Consider the following 23,778-nt stretch of genomic DNA (forward strand, 5'->3'; position numbering starts at 1 on the left):
AGCATTATCCTTAAAATATTAGTATATTTTTAGTAATTGTTTCATTTCAATTAAAAGAATACCAAAATGCCAATAACTACCTCCATTTTTTGAATGTAAAAAAATCAAAACTACCGACTCTCGTTTTGTTGATTTTATTACTACTTTATTCAATAAATTCATTTTCAAACAATCACAAGCCTGATGCCTCATTAGCAAAAGAAAATACGACAATAATCACGCCGCCACCCGGCCCTTCAAATAATCAATGTATTAATGCTACCAACTTGCCTTGTGGTACCACCAACTTAGCCGGAACGACCGTCGGGGCTTCCAGTTATACTCATGGTACGGGTTGTAGTTTATCTAATTACGGGGTTTGGTATACTTTTGTAGGCGATGGTAATCTTAATACTATTTCGGCAACAGGCTCCGGTTTTGACCTTGAAATGGCCATTACTTCTGGCACTTGTGGAAATTTAACCAATATCACTTGTCAAGACTCGGCAATTTCCAGTGCAGAAACATATACATTTACAGCCACATCGGGAACAACATACTATGTATACATTGCTCATTATTCAACATCGGGAACCACAACCGGAACTTTTACCATTTCGAGAACTTGTACAGTACCCTTTAATCCTTGTGCTTCAATTCCTAACATTGCAGCCTGTGGTACAACAACAAATACAACCATAGCTTCCGGAACAGGCGCTTACAGTTCATCCGCCTGCGGTTATTCAACTCCGGGAAATGAGCAGCTGTATACTTTTACTCCAACAACTACAGGAAATTATTATATCCAACAATCCAGTTCTTATGGCTACATTGATTACCAATACAAAACGGCAGCTTCAGGTTGTAGTAGTACTGGCTGGACATGTATAGATGATATTTCCGGCACCGGAACCAGTCCTGTTTTTTCATTAACCGCAGGAATTCAATACTACCTCCTTCTCGATCCCGAAAGTTCGGGCGGCGGAAATGTTAGTTTTACTTTGGGTTGTCCGGCAGTAGCACCTGCAAACGACAATTGCAGTGGGGCCATTGTCTTAACGGTTAATCCAACTTCAAGTTGTACCACTAGTACCACAGGAACAACATTGGCCGCTACTCAATCACAAACCAGTTGTTCGGGCACCGCTGATGATGATGTATGGTACAGTTTTGTCGCCACAGGAACTTCCCACACAATAACAGTAACCCCGGGAACATTATCTGATTTAGTAGTGCAGATTTTTAGTGGCAGTTGCGGTTCATTAACAAGCATAGACTGTGTTGATGACACTTACTCATCTAACGAAGCTACCTTATTAAACGGTTTAACTATCGGGAACACTTATTTTGTCAGAGTTCACAGCTACAGCAGCTCAACGGGGCAAGGAACATTTACCATCTGCATCACTTCCAACATTGTCTGTACCGCCGGAAATGGTACCGGAACTACCAGTTTGGGTTGTCCATCAGTAATGTCGGGCGGATTAGGTTTAAACGGAAATGACCCTGCCGCTATCGATTGTCTTTCAAATTCAAATTGCGTTAATTTGGAAGCTACTTATCTACAATTGGGTCAAACTACCAACTATACTGTTGAATCCATACCATATGCACCTCCTTATCAATTCAACTGTTTGACAAATCCTGTGAGCGTTAACAGTGATGATGTTTGGTCTCCGGCAATCAACTTGCCTTTCAATTTTTGTTTTTATGGCAACTCATACAATTCGTGTGTGATAGGCTCAAACGGAATGTTATCCTTTAATACGGCCAATGCCGGTAATGCTTCAGGATATGCGTTTAGCAATAGTTTACCAAGTACCACCGGAGCTTTATTCGCCAATACCATTTATGGCGTATACCACGACATTGACCCTAGTGTAGGCGGAAAAGTGGGTTGGGAACTGATAACACTAAACACCGGTTGTCGGGCACTTATAGCCTCATGGAGTGATGTTCCTATGTTCTCTACCAATAGCATTTTATATACCGGTATGATGGTACTTTATGAGAACACCAATATTATTGAAGTATACATTCAGGAAAAAAATATAGACGATTTTAATCTATCCCCATGGAATGGCGGAAATGCCATAGTCGGAATTCAGAATGCCGCCGGAACGCAAGCAGTAGTGGCTCCGGGAAGAAACGGACTAGACACCAATTGGGCTGTTACTAACGAAGCATGGCGATTTGTTCCATCCGGAACCTCTATAACTTCTATTAAGTGGTATGAAGGTGCCGGAACCTCCGGAACTGTTGTAGGAACAACGGATACCATAGCGGTTTGCCCAACCTCAACCACTATTTATACCGCTGAAGTAACCTATACTTTATGCGGTGGCGCAACCCTGAAAGTTACTGATCAGACCACCGTTACCGTTACCGGCAGCAAAGTGTGGAATGGCTCTGTAGATACTGACTGGAACAAAGCCAATAACTGGACCCCAATTGGCGTACCAACAAATACAGATTGTGTAGTTATCCCAAATGTTACGAATGACCCTATTATATCCGGCTCATCCTACAATGCTTATGGTTATAATTTAACGATTAAAAATGGTGGAAACCTGCAATTAAATTCGGGCAACAACATCACGATTACCGACTTAGTAAATGTAGTTACCGGAGGTGTTTTTACAATAAAAAACAGTGGTAATCTGGTTCAAATTAACAACACTGCTGTTAATACCGGTAACATTATGATGGAAAGAACCGCCAGTGTGCGCCAACTTGATTATGTATATTGGTCATCACCGGTGGGCAATTTTAATGTCAACAGCATACTAGCACCACTTATTTCGGGCGGTATTTACAAATGGAATACTACGGTATACAACAACAACGGAGGACAAGGCAATTGGGAGTATGCCGCAGGCAATACCATGCTACCGGCAAAAGGCTATATCGTTCGAGCTCCGGATAGTTTTAGCACCAGTGCAGCCTCTCCATTACTGGGTACTTTTACCGGAGTTCCTAACAACGGCACTATAACTACAACCATTTATAGAGGTACTGATGAAATAACAGCTTACCATACGGGTAATAACGGAACCGAAATAAATAATTATAGCGACAACTGGAATCTTCTTGGAAACCCATACCCGTCTTCTATTAGAGGAAGTCAGTTTTTATTTGACAACCGAACCAAAATAATGGGACAAATACGACTATGGACCCACGGTACTTTACCGGCGGCCATTGCCAGTCCGTTTTATGATACATTTGTTTACAATTACAATCCGGGAGATTATTTTACTTTTAATTTTAGCGGAAGTAGTTGTTGTCCGGCCGCTTCCTCTGATTTATTCATAGGTGCCGGACAAGGCTTTTTTGTTCAAATGATTGACGGACCTACAGGCTCCAACACGGTTAGTTTTAATAATGGTTTGCGTAATGAAAGCTACTCTAACAGTACTTTTTACAGAACAACTAACCAAACCACAAGTAATACTAATTTAGTCGATATTGAACGAAACCGAATCTGGTTGGATTTAGTAGACAGCAACCAACAATCCGACCGCATATTAGTTGGGTATATTGAAGGTGCTACTATGAATGCCGACAGCTTTTTTGATGCCAGTACCACAGTACCGGTGCCTATGGCGCTTTACTCTTTGATTGGCAATGACAAATACATAATTCAGGGACGTTCACTTCCTTTTAACCCAAATGATATTGTCCCTCTTGGTGTTAAAATAACTACTCCCGGTCAATACACTATTGCTATTGGTGGTATTGATGGGTTGTTTGAAAATGCAAACCGAAACATTTTATTAGAAGACACCGAAACTAAAACAGTGACCAATTTACGCGAAGGACCCTATGTGTTTACAGCGGCAGCCGGAACCGACAATACCCGTTTCAAGTTGCGTTATAAATATCCGCACGGGAATAACAATAACTATAACAGAACGTCAAATACGGTTTTAGTAACCGCTGAAAACAAACAAATCAACATACAGTCGTTAGAAACAACTATTGAAAATGTAAAATTATATGATTTGGCAGGAAGAGAAGTTTATAATGCCGATAGCATTAACAAAACCGAATTCAACATCAATAACGCTATTCAAAACCAACAAGCGTTGATAATCAAAATCACGTTGACTGATGGCACTACCGTTTCTAAAAAACTAATGAATTAAATGCAATCAAACTATCTTCATAAAAAAAACGTCCCGAGTAATCGGGACGTTTTGTATATAAACTAAATTGAAAATATTATTTCACTAAAGTCATTTCGTCAACAATGTGTTTAGCTCCTGAGAAATTCTCAATCACCCACAACACATAACGAATATCAACATTGATAGTTCTTTGTAATTTGTTGTCAAAGATTACGTCACCTGCCATAGCTTCAATGTTTCCGTCGAAAGCTAAACCAATTAGTTCTCCTTTACCATTCAATACCGGCGAACCTGAGTTTCCTCCTGTGATATCATTATCGGTTAAGAAATTCACGTGTAAACTTCCGTCTTTATCGGCAAATCTACCATAGTCTTTCTTCTTGTTCATGTCAAGAACTTTCACCGGTAAATCAAATTCCTGATCTCCTTTTTTGTATTTTTTCACTTGTCCGTCAAGGGTAGTGTAATTGTTGATGGTAGCATCATTTCTTTTATCCGCAGGTAATGAACGTACTTTACCATAAGTCAAACGCAAAGTAGAGTTCGCATCCGGATATTTGATTGAACCAATTTTAGATTCTCTTAATCCTTCCACTAACAAACGGAAAGAAGCACTGTAATCGTTTTGTGCTTTTGCAATTTCGTCTGATTTTGAATTATAATGCGTCAACATATCATTAGACAAAGTATATAAAGGATCGTTATCCAACATAGCTTGATTAGGCAATTCTAAGAACGCTTTGATTTTATCTACCGAAGAAAAGATACTTAGTTCAAACGCTGCGTTTACATATTTTGTAAAATCGTTGTTGTTTTCTTTTCCGATTTTTTCAACCATTGGAGCAATTTTGTAGCCTGTTGCTTTAGTAGCATACAATTTCAATTGCGCTGCTAATAAATCTTTCTCAGCCGGAATGTATAATTCTTTATACATTTCTTCTGCCATTTCAGTAATTTGAGGCGCTGCTTGAGCACGTTTGGCTGCATCCGCTTTTACATATAAATCCAATTGTCTTCCCAAAGTTCTTCCGATAGTTCCGAAAGAAGTAGTTCTGAACAATTGTTGCATGTAATTATCGTGTCTTGACTTTTCGTTAGTCAAAGCATAAAACTTATTGATGTTGGCAATTACGTTACCATACTTAGCTTTATTAGCCGGTTTGTTGGCCCATTTATTAAATTTAGCTTCCTGAGCAGCTTTAGTCTTGGCGGTTCCGAATTTACTCAACGCATCAATCATACCTTGACGATTTTTCCAGTAGTTGGCTGTAGAGGCGTATTTAGAAGCATATACTAAGTTCAAAGCAGCGCTCTGATCCATGTATTTTTTCATATTGTCCATTCCGGTTTTAGCACCTTCTACCCAAGCAGGATAAGCAAACTTCACGTTTTGCTCTATTCCGCCTGCAGGCATCCAACGATTAGTTCTACCAGGATAGCCTAAAATCATAGCAAAATCACCTTCTTTTACACCGCTTAAATTCACCGGTAAATAGTGTTTTGGTTGTAATGGCACATTGTTTTCTGAGTAGTCAGCAGGGTTACCGTCTTTATCAGCATAAACTCTGAACATAGAAAAATCTGCCGTGTGACGTGGCCATTCCCAGTTATCCGTATCGCCACCAAATTTTCCTAAACTTTCCGGCGGAACACCTACTAAACGAACGTCTTTATAATCTTGGTACACAAAATAGTAATACTCATTCCCTTGGAAGAAAGGACGAACCGAAACGGTATATTTTCCACCTTCGTTGTTTTCTTTTTCAATAGCAGCAATCTCAGCGTTGATCGCTTTTTCTCTATCGGCTTCACTCATGGATGGGTTTACTTTGGCCAAAATTCTTTTGGTACAATCATCCATACGAACAAAGAAACGCACATACAAGCTGGAAGGTTTTTTCTCTGCTTTTCTGTTTTCTGCCCAATACCCGTTTTTCAAAAGGTTATCATCAGCTGTCGATAATTCGGCCACGGCATCATAACCACAGTGGTGGTTGGTTAATACTAATCCGTCTTTAGAAATAATTTCGGCCGTACAACCTCCGTTGAATTGTACAATAGCATCTTTCAAACTGTGGTGATTAATACTGTAAATTTCTTCGGCTGTCAATTGTAAGCCCATTTTCTGCATGTCTCTATGATTCAAACGTTCGATGAACATTAAAAACCACATTCCTTCATCGGCCTTCATGCTGATTGGCATCAACATAATCCCGGCGATTAAGGATAAAATAATTTTTTTCATTGTTACTTTTATTTGTGTTATTAGATTGAATGCTAGTAGTCTGCCAAAAAGTAGAATTGTTACAACTAACAGTGCTAAAAGCGTCGCGAATATAGGTTTTTTTGCCCATTTGAAAGGCTTTTTTAGCAGAAAACAACAACAATACCCTTTGGAAATTATGAATTATAAATTATGAATTATGACTGAAAATTTGAAAAAGACGTCATAAACATCAAAAACCAACTTTTGAGTATTTACAGGCCTTCACAGCCGTGAAACGGTCTTCGGAGTGACTAGAACAGTCTTCGGAGAGCCTAAAAAACACTTCGGAGGACCACAAACATACTTCGGATTACGTGTGATACGCTACTTAACCCCTTTATTAGTTTACGGAGTGTAGCAAACACTTTTCGGAGCTCATTATTTAGTCTTCGGAGCATCGGAAATGGTCTTCGGAGGCATACGAATCATTTTTATATCTTAGCCAAAGAAAAACACTCTACGTAAAAGAAGCATACAAAATGTCGGGGAAATTAAAATATACCTTTTCAGAAAAGATATGGCAACATGCTGCTCCCGGCGGTTGGTATTTTGTTTCACTTCCGGAGCACATGGCCAAAGAAATCAGAGCCTCGTTAAAATCAGAAGAAGAAGGTTGGGGAAGATTAAAAGCAACAGCCCTTATAGGTAGCAGTCAATGGAAAACGGCCATTTGGTTCGATACCAAAAAGAACACCTACCTCCTTCCAATAAAGGCTGAAATCAGAAAAAAAGAAAAGCTTACTGCTGAAAAATTAGTGGAAGTAGCTATTTTGTTGTAAAAAAAATCCCCACTGATGTGAGGATTTATTATTTATAGACCATGACTGTTCTCCGGTTCTTCGGCGTCAACGTTCAGCATTTCCCAAAGCTTGTCTTTCAGCTCGGTTAATCCTTGTTGGGCTACAGAAGAAATAAACAAGTAAGGCGTTCCTTTAAAGGCTTTGTCTAATTCGGTTTTCAATTCTGCTTTCAGTTCGTCGTCCAGCATATCGCATTTAGAAATGACAATCAATTTATCTTTATCCAGCATTTCCGGATTGTAACGACGTAATTCGTCTAACAGAATCTCGTATTCTTTTTTAATATCATCAGCATCGGCAGGCACCAAAAACAACAGTGTTGAGTTTCTTTCAATATGTCTCAGGAAATAATGTCCCAATCCTTTTCCTTCGGCAGCTCCTTCAATAATTCCCGGAATATCCGCCATGATAAACGATTTGAATTCGCGGTACGCCACTATCCCCAAATTGGGTTTCAAAGTCGTAAACGGATAATCGGCAATCTTAGGTTTGGCCGAAGTCAATACCGAAAGTAAAGTCGATTTCCCGGCATTGGGAAAACCTACCAAACCTACATCGGCTAAAACTTTTAATTCCAGGATAACATCCATTTCTTCGGTAGGCATACCCGGCTGGGCATAACGCGGCGTTTGGTTGGTCGAACTTCTAAAGTGCCAGTTCCCCAATCCGCCTTTTCCGCCTTTCACCAAAATACGCTCTTCGCCGTGTTCGGTGATTTCAAATAAAATTTCATCCGTTTCTTTATCGCGCACTACTGTTCCCAGCGGCACTTCAATCACTTTATCTTCTCCATCGTGTCCGGTACTTCTGGAACTTCCTCCATCACCACCGTGACCGGCTTTGATATGACGGGCAAATTTCAGGTGAAACAGCGTCCACAAGCCTTTATTTCCTCTCAAAATTACGTGTCCGCCACGACCTCCGTCTCCTCCATCGGGACCGCCTTTTTCAATAAATTTTTCTCTGTGTAGATGCGAAGAACCTTTCCCTCCTTTTCCGGAAGAGACATATATTTTTACGTAATCTACAAAATTTCCCTCTGTCATTGTCTTTGTATTCAGTCAGCAAAAGTACTAACTATTCTTTTATGGCTTTCACAAGCACTTTATCAATCTTTACACCATCCATATCGATGATTTCTAATTCAAATTTATTCCAAATGAGTTTTTCTCCCGTGGTTGGAATTTTGCCCATTTCGGTCATGATTAATCCGCTAACGGTCGTTACTTCGTAATCATTGGTCAACTCATCCATATCAAAATACGTTAGGAAATCGTGCAAAGAATACAAGCCGTCCACGAGCCAAGTACCGTCTTCTCGACTAATCAATTGGTATTCATCATCATCAAAATCGGCCGCATCGCCCACTAACGCTTCCAAGATATCATTCAAAGTAATGATTCCCTGAAAAACACCATATTCATCGGTTACCAAAGCATAATGCACTTTCGATTTCTTGAAATTCTCCAACGCTTTATAAGCCGAAGTATGCTCAATCATATATACCGGCTCTTTGACAATCGATTTCAATTGAAAGTTGTCTTTTTCAAAACCGACAAACAAATCTTTCAGTAAAACTATACCCACTACATCGTCTAAATTCTCTTGGCAAACCGGATAAAACGAATGCAACTCATCAAACATTTTGGTTTTCAATTCCTCAACAGTATCATCATAAGAAAGATACACTATCGATTGACGGTGAGTCATCAACGAATTTATTTTTCGATCGCCAATATGAAAAACGCGTTCTACTATATCCTGCTCAATTTCTTGTACTTCTCCGCCTTCGGTACCTTCTTTGATGATGGCTTTGATTTCTTCTTCGGTTACTTTACCGTCAGCCGTAGGTTTTATTTTGAAAACATCTAAGATAAAATCCGTAGAAATGGTCAGCAACCAAATGAAAGGCATCGTTATGATGGAAACCATTTTCATCGGAACGGCAACTCCTTTGGCAATGGCTTCAGGATAGTTCAATCCGATTCTTTTCGGCAACAATTCGCCTAAAACCAAAGAGAAAAAAGTCAATATCACGACTACAATTCCAACGGCTATGCTATGGGCATATACTTTTAGCGTCGCAAAACTTTCAATAAATAAAGTAACATCAGTCGTAATTTTATCGCCCGAATAAATACCGGTCAGAATCCCGATTAACGTAATGCCAATTTGAACAGTCGAAAGAAATTTATTGGGTGAATTGGCTAAATCCAGCGCCACTTTGGCATTGGTATTCCCTTTTTTAGCTGCCGTTTCCAAGCGGTTTTTACGCGCTGAAATCAGAGCAATCTCCGACATGGAGAACACCCCGTTTAACAGTATTAAAAAAAGAATAATTAGTATTTCCATTTTGAGTTATGAGTTATAAGTTATGCGTTATGAATATAACCGCTAACCAAAAACGTAAATTATAAATTGTCGATTACTTTGCTTAATCGTTGGGTTACTTCTTCAATGCTACCGATACCGTCTACGGCATAAAACTTGCCTTGAGCATCATAATAATTGGTCAAAGGCGCCGTTTTTTCGTTGTATTCCTGGTAACGGTTTCTGATTTTTTCTTCGTCCTGATCGTCTGGTCGGCCCGAGGTTTTTCCTCTTTCTAACAACCGTTGCACTAAAATTTCATCATCAGCCTCTAAGGCCACAGTAGCTGTAATGCTTTGTCCTTTTGATTCTAAAAAACTATCCAAAGCAGCTGCTTGCGCCAATGTTCGTGGAAAACCGTCAAACAAAAAACCGGCACAAGTTGGATTTTTATCCACTTCGCTTTCCAGCATTTTGATGGTTACTTCATCTGGAACCAAATCGCCTTTATCCATAAAGGTTTTGGCTAATTGTCCCAAAGCGGTGTCGTTTTTTATATTGAATCTGAAAATATCTCCGGTAGAAAGATGAGTCAGATTGTATTTTTCTTTTAAAAATTCAGCTTGTGTGCCTTTTCCCGCACCTGGTTTTCCGAAAAGAACGATGTTAATCATTGCAGTAGTTATGAGTTATAAATTATAAGTTATGTGTTATTCGGCTAATTGGTATATGTCCGGCAAATTTCTTCCTAAACCGTCGTAGTCTAAACCATAACCAACGATGAATTTATTCGGAATTCTAATCCCGACATAATCAATTTTGATGTCTTTTTTATAAGCGTCCGGTTTGAAAAACAGGGTAGCAATTTTTAAATGCTTAACTTTTTTCTCTTTGAAAATAGCTTTAAGCTCTTCGATGGTATTTCCGGTGTCAACAATATCTTCTACGATTACTACCGTTCTGCCTTCTAAATTTTGATTCAATCCTATCAGTTCTTTTACTTCATTGGTGGTTTGGGTTCCTTCATAAGAGGCCATTTTCACAAAACTCACTTCACACATCCCGCGATATTGTTTCATCAAATCACTCATCACCATAAAGGCGCCGTTTAAAACACCTATAAACACAGGCACTTCGTCAAAAAAATCATCATCCATTTGTTTGGCCATATTCTTTATAGCGAAATCAATTTCATCTGAAGAAATAAAAGGCTCGAAGGATTTATCGTGAAGGTGTATCATTATGGTTTGAATTTAAAATAAGGTGCAAATTTAAAGAAGTCCTGAGTATTAAGTACTAAGTATTTCCACTTTTTTGCAAATTTGATATATTTACAAAATGAATGCGTTTTTTCACGACCATATAGCCAAAAGCAATGCCGGTACTCTTAGTCGCAATACCCTTCGCTTTTTTGTGGTCAAAAATCCAGAATACATGAGTGAATTGGCAGCAATTGCTACTGATTTGTCAAACAAAAATCACCACAAAGCCATTTGGATTATTGAAATGCTGGTAGAAGATCATCCCGAAATGCTGGTTCCTTATCTTGATCGAATCATTGAAACCATCCCCAAGTACAAACACGAATCGGCCATTCGCGGCATGTCGAGAGTAGCTTATTTTTTGAGTATTTCCAAAGTGATTTCGCTAACGGAAAATCAAAAAGAAAAGCTGATTGAAATTTGTTTAGATTGGCTAATCGGCAATGCCAAAGTAGCTCCGAAAGCCTATGCTATGTACACCCTGTGTCACTATGCCCAAAAAGAGGATTGGATTAAAGAAGAATTGCGAAACATCATCAACAAAGATTTTCACCACCAATCAGCAGGATATAAAGCTGCGGCTAAAGAAGTTTTGCGAAAAATAGACCACTAAAATTATCCATTATCAATTGCCCATTATCAATGGAATAGTATCTTTGCACAACAACTACACAACACGAATGACAGGAGCCAAGCGACTGCATGAGACCGTTGAAAAGCAATAACTACAACGATGAACTATTTCTCTTCCGATTTTAAACTGGGGATTCTCGGCGGCGGACAGCTTGGCAAAATGCTGTTAGCTGAAACCCGAAAGTTTGATATCCAAACGTATGTTTTTGACCCGAGCATGGATGCCCCTTGTCAATTTGGTGCCACTAAATTTTTTATTGGTGATTTGATGGATTTTGATACGGTATACGATTTCGGAAAAAAAGTAAACCTGTTAACCATTGAAATCGAAAATGTAAACCTAGAAGCTTTAGAGCAACTCGAAGCCGAAGGACTCCAAGTCTACCCGTCTCCCAAAACCTTAAGACTGATTCAGCACAAAGGAGTTCAGAAAGACTTTTATGTCGAGAATCAAATTCCGACCGCTGCTTTCAAACGTTTTTCCACTCTGACTGACTTAAGAACCGAAATGGAAAATAGTATGATTGCCTTGCCTTTTGTATGGAAATGTGCCCGATTTGGGTACGATGGCAACGGAGTCAAAATAGTCCGCTCAATGGCTGATATCGAAAACTTGCCGAATGTAGAATGCATAGCCGAACAGATGGTTCCGTTCAAAAATGAATTGGCCGTAATCGTAGCGCGTTCTGTTTCCGGAGAAGTAAAAGCGTATCCTGTGGTAGAAATGGAGTTTCATCCCGAAGCCAATCAAGTAGAATATGTAATTTGCCCCGCTCGTATCGACTATCATATCGCCAAAAAAGCTACCGAAAAAGCATTGAAGGTGTCTAAAGCCTTTAACCATGTTGGCTTACTGGCTGTCGAAATGTTTCAAACCCATGACGAAGGCATTTTAATCAATGAAGTAGCCCCACGACCTCATAACTCAGGCCATTACAGCATTGAAGCCAGTTATACGTCGCAGTTTGAAAACCATTTGCGTGCTATTCTTGATTTGCCTTTGGGAAATACCGCCAGCAAAGTAGCCGGAATTATGGTAAATTTGGTCGGTGCAGAAGGATTTTCCGGACCGGTAGTGTATGAAAACATCGAGAAAATCATGAGCATTAATGGCGTAACACCCCATATATACGGGAAACGCGAAACTCGTCCATTTCGCAAAATGGGACATGTTACGATAGTGAATGAAGACATGACAGAAGCCCGAAGAATTGCCGAAGAAGTAAAGAACAGTATTAGAGTAATCAGCACAAAATAAAACTATGAGCAAAGTAGCCATCATCATGGGTTCCAAATCGGATTTACCGGTAATGCAGGAAGCCATCGACATCCTGAAACATTTTGATATTACCACTGAAGTCGATATCGTTTCAGCACACCGAACCCCTGAGAAATTATTTGAGTTCAGTAAAAATGCTCACCATCGCGGTATTTCGGTTATTATTGCCGGCGCCGGCGGTGCAGCTCATCTTCCCGGAATGGTGGCTTCCATGTCGCCATTGCCCGTAATTGGCGTTCCGGTAAAATCAAGTAATTCTATTGATGGTTGGGATTCTGTTTTGTCTATTTTACAAATGCCGGGCGGTGTTCCTGTGGCTACGGTAGCCTTGAATGGTGCCAAAAATGCCGGTATTCTTGCCGCTCAAATTATCGGGAGTCACGACAAAATCATATTGGATAAAATAATTTTATACAAAGAAAGTCTGAAAGACGCGGTGAACCAATCATCAGACGAAATGAAAAAATAATTTAAATAATAATAAAGCAAGGACAGGTCGCGACCTGTCCCAACCAATAAAAAATGAAAATCTTAACAGAAAAATTTACCACCCAACATAACACGGCTCCTTTCAGCCAAATCAAATTAGAAGACTACCAACCGGCATTTGAAGCTAATATTGCTCTGGCCAAAGCCGAGATTGATGCAATTATCAATAATCCGGATGCGCCAACTTTTGAAAACACCATTGAAGCACTCGATTTTTCCGGAGAAGCTTTAGATCGATTATCATCTATTTTCTTCAATTTAAATTCGGCCGAAACCTGTGACGAATTACAAAAAATAGCCCAAAATGTTTCGCCTTTACTAACCGCATTCAGCAATGACATCGCACTAAACGAAGACTTGTTCAAAAGAGTAAAAGCTGTTCACGACCAAAAAGACCGTTTAACATTAACGCCGGAACAAGCGACTTTATTAGACAAAAAATACAAAAGCTTTACCCGAAACGGAGCCTTACTACCCGAAGATAAAAAAATACTGTTACGTGAAATTGATACCGTTTTGGCCAAACTGAAATTGACCTTCGGCGAAAATGTTCTGGCAGAAACCAACAGTTATAAATTACACATTGCCAATGAAGCTGACATTCAAGGCTTACCGGATGGTGCCAAAGAAATGGCCCGCTCCTTAGCCAAAGCTGATGATTTAGACGGCTGGTTGTTTACTTTGGATTTCCCAAGTTACTTACCATTTGTAACGTATGTTGACAATCGTGAACTGCGAAAAGAAATGGCCATAGCAGCCGGCAAAAAAGCCTTTCAGGAGAATGAATACGACAATCAGGAAAATGTAAAAAACATAGTGGCTTTGCGTCACCAAAGAGCCCAATTATTAGGCTATGAATCGCATTCGCATTTCGTTTTAGAAGAGCGTATGGCACAAAACCCCGAGAAAGTACAATCGTTTTTAAACGATTTATTGGAAAAAGCCAAACCGGCCGCCCAAAAGGAATTCGCTGAACTCAACGCTTTCGCCAAAGAATTGGACGGATTGGAAAGTCTCGAAAAATGGGATGGAGCGTACTATTCCGAAAAATTGAAACAGAAATTATTCAGTTTGGATGATGAGATTTTAAAACCGTATTTCCAATTAGAAAATGTATTAAACGGTGCGTTCACGGTTGCCGAAAAATTATTCGGTATCACTTTCAAAGAAGTATTCAATATAGACAAATACCATAACGAGGTACAAACTTTTGAAGTGCTCGACTTCGAAGGAGAGCTGGTAGCCATCTTCTACTCCGACTTTTTCCCGAGAAAAGGAAAGCGCAACGGCGCCTGGATGACTTCGTTCAAACCACAATATATCAAGAATGGCATCAACGAAAGACCACATGTATCTATCGTTTGCAATTTCACACCACCTACTGAAACCAAACCATCATTGCTGACATTTAACGAAGTAACGACCTTGTTTCATGAGTTTGGACACGCCCTGCACGGCATGTTAGCCAATACTACTTATCCAAGTTTATCGGGAACCTCTGTTTATTGGGACTTCGTAGAATTGCCAAGCCAAGTCATGGAAAACTGGTGTTACGAACCGGAAGCTTTAGCTTTGTTTGCCAAACATTATGAAACCGGTGAAGTTATTCCGCAACAATACGTAGACAAAATCAAAGAAAGCGCCAGCTTTTTAGAAGGCATGGCCACTTTACGACAATTGAGTTTCGGGCTCTTAGATATGGCCTACCACGCAAAAGCACAAGCTATTGACAATGTAAAAGCTTTTGAAAAAGCCGCTATGGACCATACCGCTTTATATCCTGATGTAGCCGAAAATTGCATGAGCGTATCTTTCTCACACATCTTCCAAGGCGGTTATTCCTCCGGGTATTACAGCTACAAGTGGGCCGAGGTGTTAGATGCCGATGCCTTTGCTTATTTCCAAGAAAAAGGAATTTTTAATCAAGAAGTCGCTACCAAGTTCAAAGAGAACGTACTCTCTAAAGGCGGTACTGAATTACCCATGGAACTCTACAAACGTTTCCGAGGACAAGAACCGCAACCGGAAGCTTTGTTAAAACGAGCGGGGTTGATTTAGTTTTATTGACATATAATATTTGAAACCGGAGTTTTCTTTACTTCGGTTTCTTTTTTACAAATAAGTTTCATTTTTTATTGAAAGTTTAAAAACTTTGTTATATCTTTGGGGTATGGAATTCAGAGAAGCTAAAAATAAATTCGTTCAAACCTGGGGGGCGTTAGGCTCACAATGGGGCATCAATAAAACCATGGCACAAATACACGCCTTGTTGATGGTGTCCAATGAAGCGGTTTCCATGGAGGACATCATGGAAGAATTACAAATCTCTCGAGGCAATGCCAGCATGAATTTAAGAGCTTTAATGGATTGGGGCATAGTATACAAAGAATACAAAACCGGTGAACGAAGAGAATACTTTACTGCAGAAAAAGACTTAGATGAACTAGCCGTAAAGATCTCAAGAGAACGCAGCAAACGCGAAATCAAACCGGCCTTGAAAGTCTTAAAAGAAGTCTCTTCTATTGAAGCCGACGGAACTGCTGAAGAAAGACACTTCATAGAACAAACCACCAAATTATACGACTTTGTACTAAAAGCAGATAACGTTTTAGACAAAATAACCGAGTACAAAGACAATTGGCTGGCTCAAATTTTAATAAAGTTTATGAAATAACCCCTTTTTTTAATCAAAACTTTCATTTTTTTCTGAAAGTTTAAAATACTATTTCTTATGAAAGCCTTAAAAGTATTAAACACCATAGCTTTGGCCATACCATTATCATTAGGACTACTCGGATTTATAAACGAAACTTTTTTTATCTATGGTCTCATATCTACCATGGCAACTGGGTTTATTCAACTAATGACCGGACTGTTTTTTTGGCACGAATATCCCAAAAGCATAGCTATCAAAGTCTATTTTTTTCTGGTAGCGGTGTTCTTTTTGCTACTCTCTACAAATATAACAAGCGACTGGCATTGGTATATGCCACCGGCACTCTGCTTATATTTATCAGTACTCATTTACACTAAAAAAGAAGCATCATGAACCTAACCATCCCAAACTGGCTCATCATCCTGAGTGGTGCCGGCCAAATCTTCACCGCTTTGATTTACCCTTACATCCGCCATCAGGTATTCGATTGGTATAACGATGTCAAGCAACTCAAACCATTGAATCAAGAAATATGTAAAACCTATGGTCGTTATATTCAAGGATTGAACTTTTCTTTTGGTTTAATTGCCATACTTTTTACCAATGAGCTAAAAGAACAATCAGCACTGGCAGTAGCATTAACCGGACTAATAGCAGCCTATTGGGTTGGTAAAGTAGCCACTCAAATAGCCTACTATCCCATGTATCAAATTCCGCAACGCACTCTTTTTAAAGTGGGCAGCTATGGTATGAACACCTTGTTCGTGCTCTTTGCTGTGGTGAATTCTTTACTCTTTATTCATAACTTCTTGGGACATTATAAAATATAACATGACCACCATCCGTCTCATCACCAAAATAACAGCCCCCATACAAACCGTATTTGATTTAGCCCGAGATATTGATGTGCACCAACATACGGTTGCCGAAACAAAAGAAAAAGCCATTGCCGGGAGAACTTCCGGAACCATTGAACTGGGAGAAACCGTAACCTTTCGGGGTAAACATCTCGGTTTTTACCTGAAACACCAAAGCAAGATTACTGAAATGGAGGCTCCCAATTATTTTGTGGATGAGATGGAAAAAGGTCATTTCAAATCATTCCGACACGAACATTCCTTTGCTACCAAAAATGGCACTACCGTAATGATTGACCATTTGCAATACGAAATGCCTTATGGAGTAGTAGGAAGAGCTGTTGACAAACTGGTACTCAAAAAATACTTAACCTAACTACTGCTGAAAAGAAATGAAATACTGAAAAATCTAGCTGAAGAACAACAGCAATCCCCACCACAAAATCGGGATGCTTTCAGCCCAAAACGAAGTGTAATATTTTGATCGTTTTTCAGTAGAAAATACCAAAAACAACCACACGGTAAAAGCAATGCCCAGTTTTAAAAATAAGGCGGAATACTGCAAAGGAGATTCCAAAAATTCTAATAACAAAAACCCCAGCAACAACAAACTCCCCACTATTTTAGTTCGCCTTACGCCTATTTGTTGTGGCACTGTTTTCAAGTTAGGATCATCCACCTTCAAATCGATGATTTCAAAAATTAAAATCAAGACAAAAATCAATAGAAACCGTTGCAACGCCACCAAAAAAACTAAAGTAGTGAATGGTATTCCCGCATCAACAATCGGCAAAAACAAAGTAACGCCCACCCAGCACAAGGCTACTATATAAATCTTCACGCCTGCCCAATTGCGGGCATTCTTCCTATTGGGAAAAAAGGGCAAGGTATAGAGCAACGTCAAAATCAAAAAAACAAAAGCAATGATTTTAGTATGCTTTTCCAAGTGAATAAAACAATACCCGGCCGCCAAAAAAGAAAGGAAACTCAATCCGGCAATAGCTTTCAACTCGGTGCGCATCTCCAGTTTTTGGATTCGGGCCAAGGCATCATACTTAACAAAATTATACCCGACAATCGTACCGAAAAAACCAAACAAAGCACAGTCGTCAATAGCGGTGATTTGAAACAAAAAACCGGTCATGCGAACCAAGGCATAAACCGACAACCCCACATGGATACTACTGTTGATATAAAAGTCGAGAAGCTTCTGTAACTGTTGCATCTTTCAAAAATAGTCAAACTGTTAATAACAACCGGTTTTAGTTAAAAAAATCTCGAAATTTGACAGTCCTTTAACCTAAATTTCAGACTTTAATATTTACTTTTGTTGCCGTTAAAAAACAACACAACTAAACACACTTTAGAACTTACCATTTCAATGAGAACAGACGCATTTGCATTACGCCACATAGGTCCGAGAGAGAACGACCTAAACCATATGTTTGAAACCATAGGCGTTGACAGTTTCGACCAGCTGTTATACGAAACTTTTCCGGACGGTATCCGTTTAAAAACCGACTTGCAATTAGACCCCGCCATGACTGAATATGAGTATCTGAACCACATTCAGGAATTAGGCAAAAAAAATAAAGTATTCAAATCCTACCTAGGTTTGGGTTACCACCCAACTATAGTGCCTGCCGTAATTCAAAGAAACATCTTTGAAAACCCGGGATGGTACACCGCCTATACACCTTACCAAGCCGAGATTGCGCAAGGTCGTTTAGAAGCCATTCTAAATTTCCAAACTATGGTGATTGAGTTAACCGGTATGGAAATCGCCAACGCTTCCCTATTAGACGAAGGTACTGCCGCTGCCGAAGCTATGGCATTGCTATTCGACGTGCGTACCCGCGACCAAAAGAAAAACAACACTCGTAAATTCTTCGTTTCCGAAGAAATACTACCGCAAACGTTATCCGTATTGCAAACCCGTTCTACACCAATCGGAGTAGAGTTAGTAGTAGGCAACCACGAAACATTTGATTTCTCTGCCGACTTCTTCGGGGCTATTTTACAATACCCGGGCAAATACGGTCAGGTAAACGATTATAGTGCCTTTATTGCCAAAGCACAGGAAAACGAAATTAAAGTAGCTGTAGCTGCCGATATTTTATCTTTAGCAACCCTTACTCCTCCGGGAGAAATGGGCGCCTCAGTAGTGGTAGGTACTACCCAACGTTTTGGAATCCCAATGGGCTACGGCGGACCTCACGCAGCATACTTCGCTACCAAAGAAGAATACAAACGTTCTATGCCGGGCCGAATCATCGGAGTATCTATTGATGCCAATGGAAAACGCGCCTTACGTATGGCATTAGGAACTCGCGAACAACACATCAAACGCGAAAAAGCAACGTCTAACATCTGTACCGCTCAAGTACTGCTAGCCGTTATGGCCGGTATGTACGCCGTATACCACGGACCAAAAGGATTGCGCTACATTGCCAACAAAGTACACGCTTCGGCAGTAACCTTAGCCGATGCTTTAAATAAATTGGGCGTATACCAAACCAATACCGCTTTCTTTGACACACTATCCGTAAAAGCGGAGGCTGCCAAAGTAAAAGCTATTGCCGAAAAGCACGAAGTGAATTTCTTCTACATTGATGCTGATACGATTGCCATCTCTCTAAACGAAACCTCTTCTTTAGCCGATGTTAACCAAATCATCGCCATCTTTGCTGAAGCTACCGGTAAAGAGGCTTTCACCGTAAACAGTTTAAATACCAACGCCAACATACCTACATCACTGGCAAGAACCTCAGCGTTCTTACTGCACGATGTATTCAACAACCATCATTCTGAATCACAGTTGATGCGTTACATCAAAAAATTAGAGCGTAAAGATTTATCGCTAAACCATTCGATGATTTCGTTAGGCTCTTGCACCATGAAACTAAATGCTGCCGCCGAAATGTTGCCGTTGTCTATGGCCAACTGGAACAGCATTCACCCCTTCGCTCCTATCGAACAGGCCGAAGGCTATATAACCATGCTCAAAAAATTAGAGCAACAACTAAACGTAGTAACCGGTTTTGCCGGCACTACACTACAACCTAACTCCGGTGCCCAGGGCGAATATGCCGGACTTATGGCTATTCGTGCCTACCACTTATCTCGTGGTGACCATCACAGAAATGTATGTCTTATCCCATCCTCTGCTCACGGAACCAATCCGGCTTCAGCAGCCATGGCGGGTATGACCATTATCGTAACCAAAACCACTCCGGAAGGTAACATTGACGTAGAAGATTTAAGAGCTAAAGCCATCGAACACAAAGACGATTTGTCTTGCCTAATGGTAACCTACCCTTCTACACACGGGGTATACGAATCTTCTATCATCGAAATCACCCAACTCATTCACGACAACGGTGGTTTAGTGTATATGGACGGAGCCAATATGAATGCGCAGGTAGGATTAACCAATCCGGCCACTATCGGAGCTGATGTTTGTCACCTTAACTTACACAAAACCTTCGCTATCCCTCATGGGGGCGGTGGACCGGGTGTAGGACCAATATGTGTTAACGAAAAACTAGTACCGTTCTTACCAACAAACCCTGTTATTCCGGTAGGCGGAGACAAGGCCATCACAGCCATTTCTTCTGCGCCTTACGGTTCAGCTTTGGTGTGTTTAATCTCTTATGGCTATATCACGATGCTAGGGGCCGAAGGACTAAAAAGCGCTACCCAGTTTGCTATTTTGAACGCCAATTATATGAAAGCCCGTTTAGAAGCCCATTACCCAATTCTATATTCAGGTGAGTGCGGAAGAGCAGCACACGAAATGATCTTAGACTGTCGCGCCTTCAAACAAAACGGTATTGAAGTAACGGATATCGCCAAACGTTTAATGGATTACGGATTCCACGCGCCAACCGTGTCGTTCCCGGTAGCCGGTACTCTAATGATTGAACCAACTGAGTCGGAAGACTTGGCTGAGTTAGACCGTTTTTGTGACGCGATGATTGCCATTCGTAAAGAAATTGATGCCGCTTCTGCAGAGGAGACGAACAACGTACTTAAGAATGCACCGCACACCTTGGCGATGCTAACTACAGATACTTGGGCGTTCCCTTACACTCGCGAGCAAGCAGCCTACCCGTTAGACTACATCCACGAAAACAAATTCTGGCCAAGTGTCCGTCGTGTTGACGATGCTTATGGCGATAGAAATTTAGTGTGTTCTTGCGCCCCTATTGAGGCTTACATGTAAGAGCTAACAACAACAAATACCAAAGGTTTCAAGTTTTATAATTTGAAACCTTTTTTTATGTCCGTATCCCAAAAAAAGGACTTCAAACCCTAAACATTTATAAAACAGACAATTTTTAGTACTTTTTTCCGTTGTATAAAAAACAACCCTAACCTCATGATAAAAAGCAACTTCCTCAAAACAGTACTGACCCTGTTCTTTTTACTACTCTCCTATTCAAACGGATATACGTGTAGCATGTATAAAATAACTATCGGAAACAAAACGATTGTCGGGACCAACTTTGATGCCTATTATACCGCTCCCCGAATTTGGTTTGAAAACGCTGTCCAACCCGGTACTTATGGTGCTGCCTTTTCAGGAGGTAGAATAAGCGGTGTTCATGGATACGCGCCCCAATCCGGGATGAACGAAGCCGGTCTTTCGTTTTCTCGTCTGGCTACCGCCACCCCCCAAACTAACATAATGGATATGAGTCGTAAAAAACCCATCCCCAACGAATGCAGTTATTTAAAAGACATTTTACACACCTGCAAAACCGTAGAGGAAGTCAAACGCTACATCAGCCAATACAATCATAGTTTTTTTCTGCAGGATGTATTTATTTATATCGAAAAATCAGGGCGGTACTTAATCGTGGAACCCTACACCATGACACTGGGCAACGAAGCCCGTTACGTTTTATCCAATTTCTGTCCCTCGGTGACCGATGCTACTTACGCCAACAAACTGGACCGCTACCGCAAAGGCGTTGAATTGTTAAACACCAAAGTAGACACTACGCCCGAGTTTTGCAAAGCCTTATCCGACTCCATGCACGTTTGCCGCAAAAAGATAGGCGACGGCACGTTACTTTCCTCTAACTGGGACTTAAAAACCGGAAACATTACCCTCTATTTCTATCACGATTATACCAAGGCCATACACTACAACCTGAAAGAAGAACTGGCCAAAGGCGACCACTTTTTTGAAATCCCCAAACTATTTCCTCCCAACGCGGAATTTCAAAAAATGCTGAGCTATAAAGTGCCGCAAAACACCCCTGGGTTGGAATTGTTTTTATTGCTTTGTGGCGGGCTGTTTATCTTTAGTTCTTTATACTTTTTAGTCAGTTTCATCAGAACCCGAAAAACAACACCCCATGCCTGGGTGAAAATAACCTGGTTTCCTTTGGGTATGCTTATGGCCTTTTATATGTACTCCTTATTTAGAAACGTGGGTATTTTTTATAACCCCGTCCCTTATCAAGATTACGTTTTCACCATTCAAAACATCATGGCCTATGTGCCTTTTCTGGTACTGTTCCTCATCATCCCGTTAGCTATCACCTATTGGAAAATCATCCAAACCAAGACGTGGTCTGTCTTTTCTAAATTACTGCTGACCGCAAACCATATAGCCCTCCTTATTTTGATAGGTTGGTTTGCCTATTGGGGACTTTACACTATTTTTTAAAGTAACGGAACAAAAGCAAGATGACCAGCTAAACGTTTATCACAACGAATGCAGTTAATTTCACCTAAACAAACCGAAAGGAAATTTATATATCTTTACAACAAACCGCTATCCCTAGGACATGAAACAATTAAAAATAGTCACATCAACCATTTTTATTTTGGCCTTCATGGTATCGCACGGTCAAATAAAAGCTAAAACCAATTTAAACAAAAACACATTAAACTTTAATCAGATCAATTACATAGAAATTCGCAACAGTTCTTTGGCCAAATCAACTGCAAAAAGACTAACTACCCGGCAAACGAAAAGTTTTATTGTTACGTTTAATAAGGCACCGGAAAGCGGAATTTATAAGTTCATAGTGCACTATTGGGTAGATGTTTATCTGAAAAACGGTTCAAAAAGAGTGTTCAGAGTTAATGGGGCTCACATCAAAGAAGAAGGAGATAATTGCTTCAATTTAGGAGATAAAAACTATTTAAAAACCTTATGGGAACAAAACTAATTTTTGGTAAACTATTACCATCATCCTCCAAATAAAGTACTATTTTTTTCTTACTTTAGAAACTCAAAAAACAATCAGTATCTTATTCTCAAAATGACAGAACGCAAAAGATTTTGTTTTGTTAATTAATGCGTTAGTTGCAATTTTCAAAAACACTTTACTAAAAACAAAAACATGAAGTATTATTTAATTTTGGTATTAAACCTATTTTTTCTCTCCGTATACAGCCAAAAACTTCCTGAAAAGCTGGTTGATCGTCCTGACGGAATTACGATTACTTACTTTGATTTTTCTAATCAGAGTAATCAAATAAGTAATGAAATATTTTTGGGAAAAGAATTGAAATTTAAATTTCCTGCATACAAGAATTATACAAGAATTGACATTTCTGAAAAAAAAACAGAGATTGAGACAATCCAAAAATACCTAACTGCGAATCTAATCCAAACCACACAAAATTGTTGTTATAGAAAAAACTGTCCCGACACTATTAAAGGGTATTATTTAATGATAAAAAAAGGAAACGACAGTAAATATATTTACCTTGATTATGATTTTTTGGCAACTGAACTTTGTGGTAGTGAAGAACTAAAAAAAATAATTGATTCATTTAACAGTATATAATTAAACTTCCATTTACACCGGTTTCACGTAACAACCATCAGCAACTTACTCCTACCAACCCCTACACCACCCCCGTAAACACCACCTGCACCGGGTTAAAACTTTTACTGTTACAATAGTTTTTATCCCCTAATACCGTACAACCGTTCCATACCAGCAACTGCGCTGCTACTATGAGTCGGCTGCCCTCGGGGTAAGGCTCGGTTTGTAACGTTATCGTTGTCGGGGCATGGGGTTGCATTTCAAAACTAAAAACAGCAGTAATCGATTTCGACATCACATCCGTAGCCCACGAAGCCACGACA

Annotated in this window: 21 protein-coding genes; 14 read left to right on the plus strand and 7 right to left on the minus strand. The window is 39.9% G+C overall.

Translation table 11 applies throughout. The features are described from left to right. The first annotated feature begins 128 nt into the window (after positions 1-128). Entirely contained in the window at positions 129-4,127 is a 3,999-nt protein-coding gene (locus GUU89_RS01855; RefSeq protein WP_162126334.1) for a T9SS sorting signal type C domain-containing protein, read from the plus strand. A gap of 76 nt (positions 4,128-4,203) precedes the next feature. On the opposite strand, the gene GUU89_RS01860 is transcribed toward GUU89_RS01855, so the two are convergent. Further along, positions 4,204-6,354, minus strand: coding sequence for a S46 family peptidase (locus GUU89_RS01860; protein WP_162126335.1), 2,151 nt, complete (start codon positions 6,352-6,354; stop codon positions 4,204-4,206). A gap of 500 nt (positions 6,355-6,854) precedes the next feature. On the opposite strand from GUU89_RS01860, the gene GUU89_RS01865 reads away from it, so the two are divergent. Beyond that, complete coding sequence (locus GUU89_RS01865; protein WP_162126336.1) at positions 6,855-7,154, plus strand: DUF1905 domain-containing protein; 300 nt, start codon at positions 6,855-6,857, stop codon at positions 7,152-7,154. Positions 7,155-7,186: 32 nt separating this feature from the next. On the opposite strand, the gene obgE is transcribed toward GUU89_RS01865, so the two are convergent. From obgE to hpt, 4 genes are read right to left on the minus strand one after another with little or no spacing between them, the layout of a single operon-like run. Next, positions 7,187-8,221 carry a GTPase ObgE gene (gene obgE, locus GUU89_RS01870; RefSeq protein WP_162126337.1) on the minus strand — a complete coding sequence of 345 codons (1,035 nt, stop codon included), beginning with the start codon at positions 8,219-8,221 and terminating at the stop codon, positions 7,187-7,189. A 31-nt stretch (positions 8,222-8,252) separates the two neighbouring features. Further along, a complete protein-coding gene (locus GUU89_RS01875; RefSeq protein WP_162126338.1) occupies positions 8,253-9,527 on the minus strand; it encodes a hemolysin family protein in 1,275 nt (424 codons plus the stop codon). A gap of 59 nt (positions 9,528-9,586) precedes the next feature. Further along, positions 9,587-10,159, minus strand: coding sequence for an adenylate kinase (locus GUU89_RS14905; RefSeq protein ID WP_235921933.1), 573 nt, complete (start codon positions 10,157-10,159; stop codon positions 9,587-9,589). 36 nt (positions 10,160-10,195) lie between these two features. Continuing rightward, complete coding sequence (gene hpt / locus GUU89_RS14910) at positions 10,196-10,726, minus strand: hypoxanthine phosphoribosyltransferase (protein ID WP_235921935.1); 531 nt, start codon at positions 10,724-10,726, stop codon at positions 10,196-10,198. Positions 10,727-10,823: 97 nt separating this feature from the next. Here hpt and GUU89_RS01885 point away from each other — a divergent pair, with 97 nt between their 5' ends. From GUU89_RS01885 to GUU89_RS01920, 8 genes are all read left to right on the plus strand, one after another. Then, complete coding sequence (locus GUU89_RS01885; protein ID WP_162126339.1) at positions 10,824-11,360, plus strand: hypothetical protein; 537 nt, start codon at positions 10,824-10,826, stop codon at positions 11,358-11,360. A gap of 120 nt (positions 11,361-11,480) precedes the next feature. Beyond that, a complete protein-coding gene (locus tag GUU89_RS01890; protein WP_162126340.1) occupies positions 11,481-12,638 on the plus strand; it encodes a 5-(carboxyamino)imidazole ribonucleotide synthase in 1,158 nt (385 codons plus the stop codon). Between the two features lie 4 nt (positions 12,639-12,642). After that, positions 12,643-13,128: a 5-(carboxyamino)imidazole ribonucleotide mutase gene (gene purE, locus GUU89_RS01895; protein WP_162126341.1), complete on the plus strand. Its 486-nt coding sequence runs from the start codon at positions 12,643-12,645 to the stop codon at positions 13,126-13,128. A gap of 53 nt (positions 13,129-13,181) precedes the next feature. Continuing rightward, on the plus strand, positions 13,182-15,206 hold the full coding sequence (locus GUU89_RS01900; RefSeq protein WP_162126342.1) for a M3 family metallopeptidase: 2,025 nt from the start codon (positions 13,182-13,184) through the stop codon (positions 15,204-15,206). Between the two features lie 112 nt (positions 15,207-15,318). After that, complete coding sequence (locus tag GUU89_RS01905) at positions 15,319-15,822, plus strand: GbsR/MarR family transcriptional regulator (RefSeq protein ID WP_162126343.1); 504 nt, start codon at positions 15,319-15,321, stop codon at positions 15,820-15,822. 57 nt (positions 15,823-15,879) lie between these two features. Beyond that, positions 15,880-16,197, plus strand: a complete 318-nt coding sequence (locus GUU89_RS01910; protein ID WP_162126344.1) for a hypothetical protein — start codon at positions 15,880-15,882, stop codon at positions 16,195-16,197. Beyond that, a complete protein-coding gene (locus GUU89_RS01915) occupies positions 16,194-16,634 on the plus strand; it encodes a hypothetical protein (protein WP_162126345.1) in 441 nt (146 codons plus the stop codon). Before GUU89_RS01910 ends, GUU89_RS01915 begins: the two co-directional genes overlap by 4 nt. 1 nt (position 16,635) lies before the next feature. Next, positions 16,636-17,037, plus strand: coding sequence for an SRPBCC family protein (locus GUU89_RS01920; protein WP_162126346.1), 402 nt, complete (start codon positions 16,636-16,638; stop codon positions 17,035-17,037). A gap of 33 nt (positions 17,038-17,070) precedes the next feature. Here the strand turns inward: GUU89_RS01920 and GUU89_RS01925 are convergent, their stop codons facing one another. Continuing rightward, positions 17,071-17,886, minus strand: coding sequence for a UbiA prenyltransferase family protein (locus GUU89_RS01925; RefSeq protein ID WP_162126347.1), 816 nt, complete (start codon positions 17,884-17,886; stop codon positions 17,071-17,073). Positions 17,887-18,042: 156 nt separating this feature from the next. Between GUU89_RS01925 and gcvP the strand changes: the two genes are divergently transcribed. From gcvP to GUU89_RS01945, 4 genes are all read left to right on the plus strand, one after another. Beyond that, on the plus strand, positions 18,043-20,886 hold the full coding sequence (gcvP, locus tag GUU89_RS01930) for an aminomethyl-transferring glycine dehydrogenase (RefSeq protein ID WP_162126348.1): 2,844 nt from the start codon (positions 18,043-18,045) through the stop codon (positions 20,884-20,886). Positions 20,887-21,042: 156 nt separating this feature from the next. After that, positions 21,043-22,341 carry an Ntn hydrolase family protein gene (locus GUU89_RS01935; protein ID WP_162126349.1) on the plus strand — a complete coding sequence of 433 codons (1,299 nt, stop codon included), beginning with the start codon at positions 21,043-21,045 and terminating at the stop codon, positions 22,339-22,341. Between the two features lie 121 nt (positions 22,342-22,462). Further along, positions 22,463-22,849, plus strand: coding sequence for a hypothetical protein (locus GUU89_RS01940; RefSeq protein ID WP_162126350.1), 387 nt, complete (start codon positions 22,463-22,465; stop codon positions 22,847-22,849). A gap of 174 nt (positions 22,850-23,023) precedes the next feature. After that, positions 23,024-23,473, plus strand: a complete 450-nt coding sequence (locus tag GUU89_RS01945) for a hypothetical protein (protein WP_162126351.1) — start codon at positions 23,024-23,026, stop codon at positions 23,471-23,473. 61 nt (positions 23,474-23,534) lie between these two features. Here GUU89_RS01945 and GUU89_RS01950 read toward each other — a convergent pair whose 3' ends face one another. Further along, on the minus strand, positions 23,535-23,774 hold the full coding sequence (locus tag GUU89_RS01950) for a hypothetical protein (RefSeq protein WP_162126352.1): 240 nt from the start codon (positions 23,772-23,774) through the stop codon (positions 23,535-23,537). Positions 23,775-23,778: the final 4 nt, after the last annotated feature.

This window comes from Flavobacterium phycosphaerae (assembly GCF_010119235.1).
Taxonomy (GTDB): Bacteria; Bacteroidota; Bacteroidia; order Flavobacteriales; family Flavobacteriaceae; genus Flavobacterium; species Flavobacterium phycosphaerae.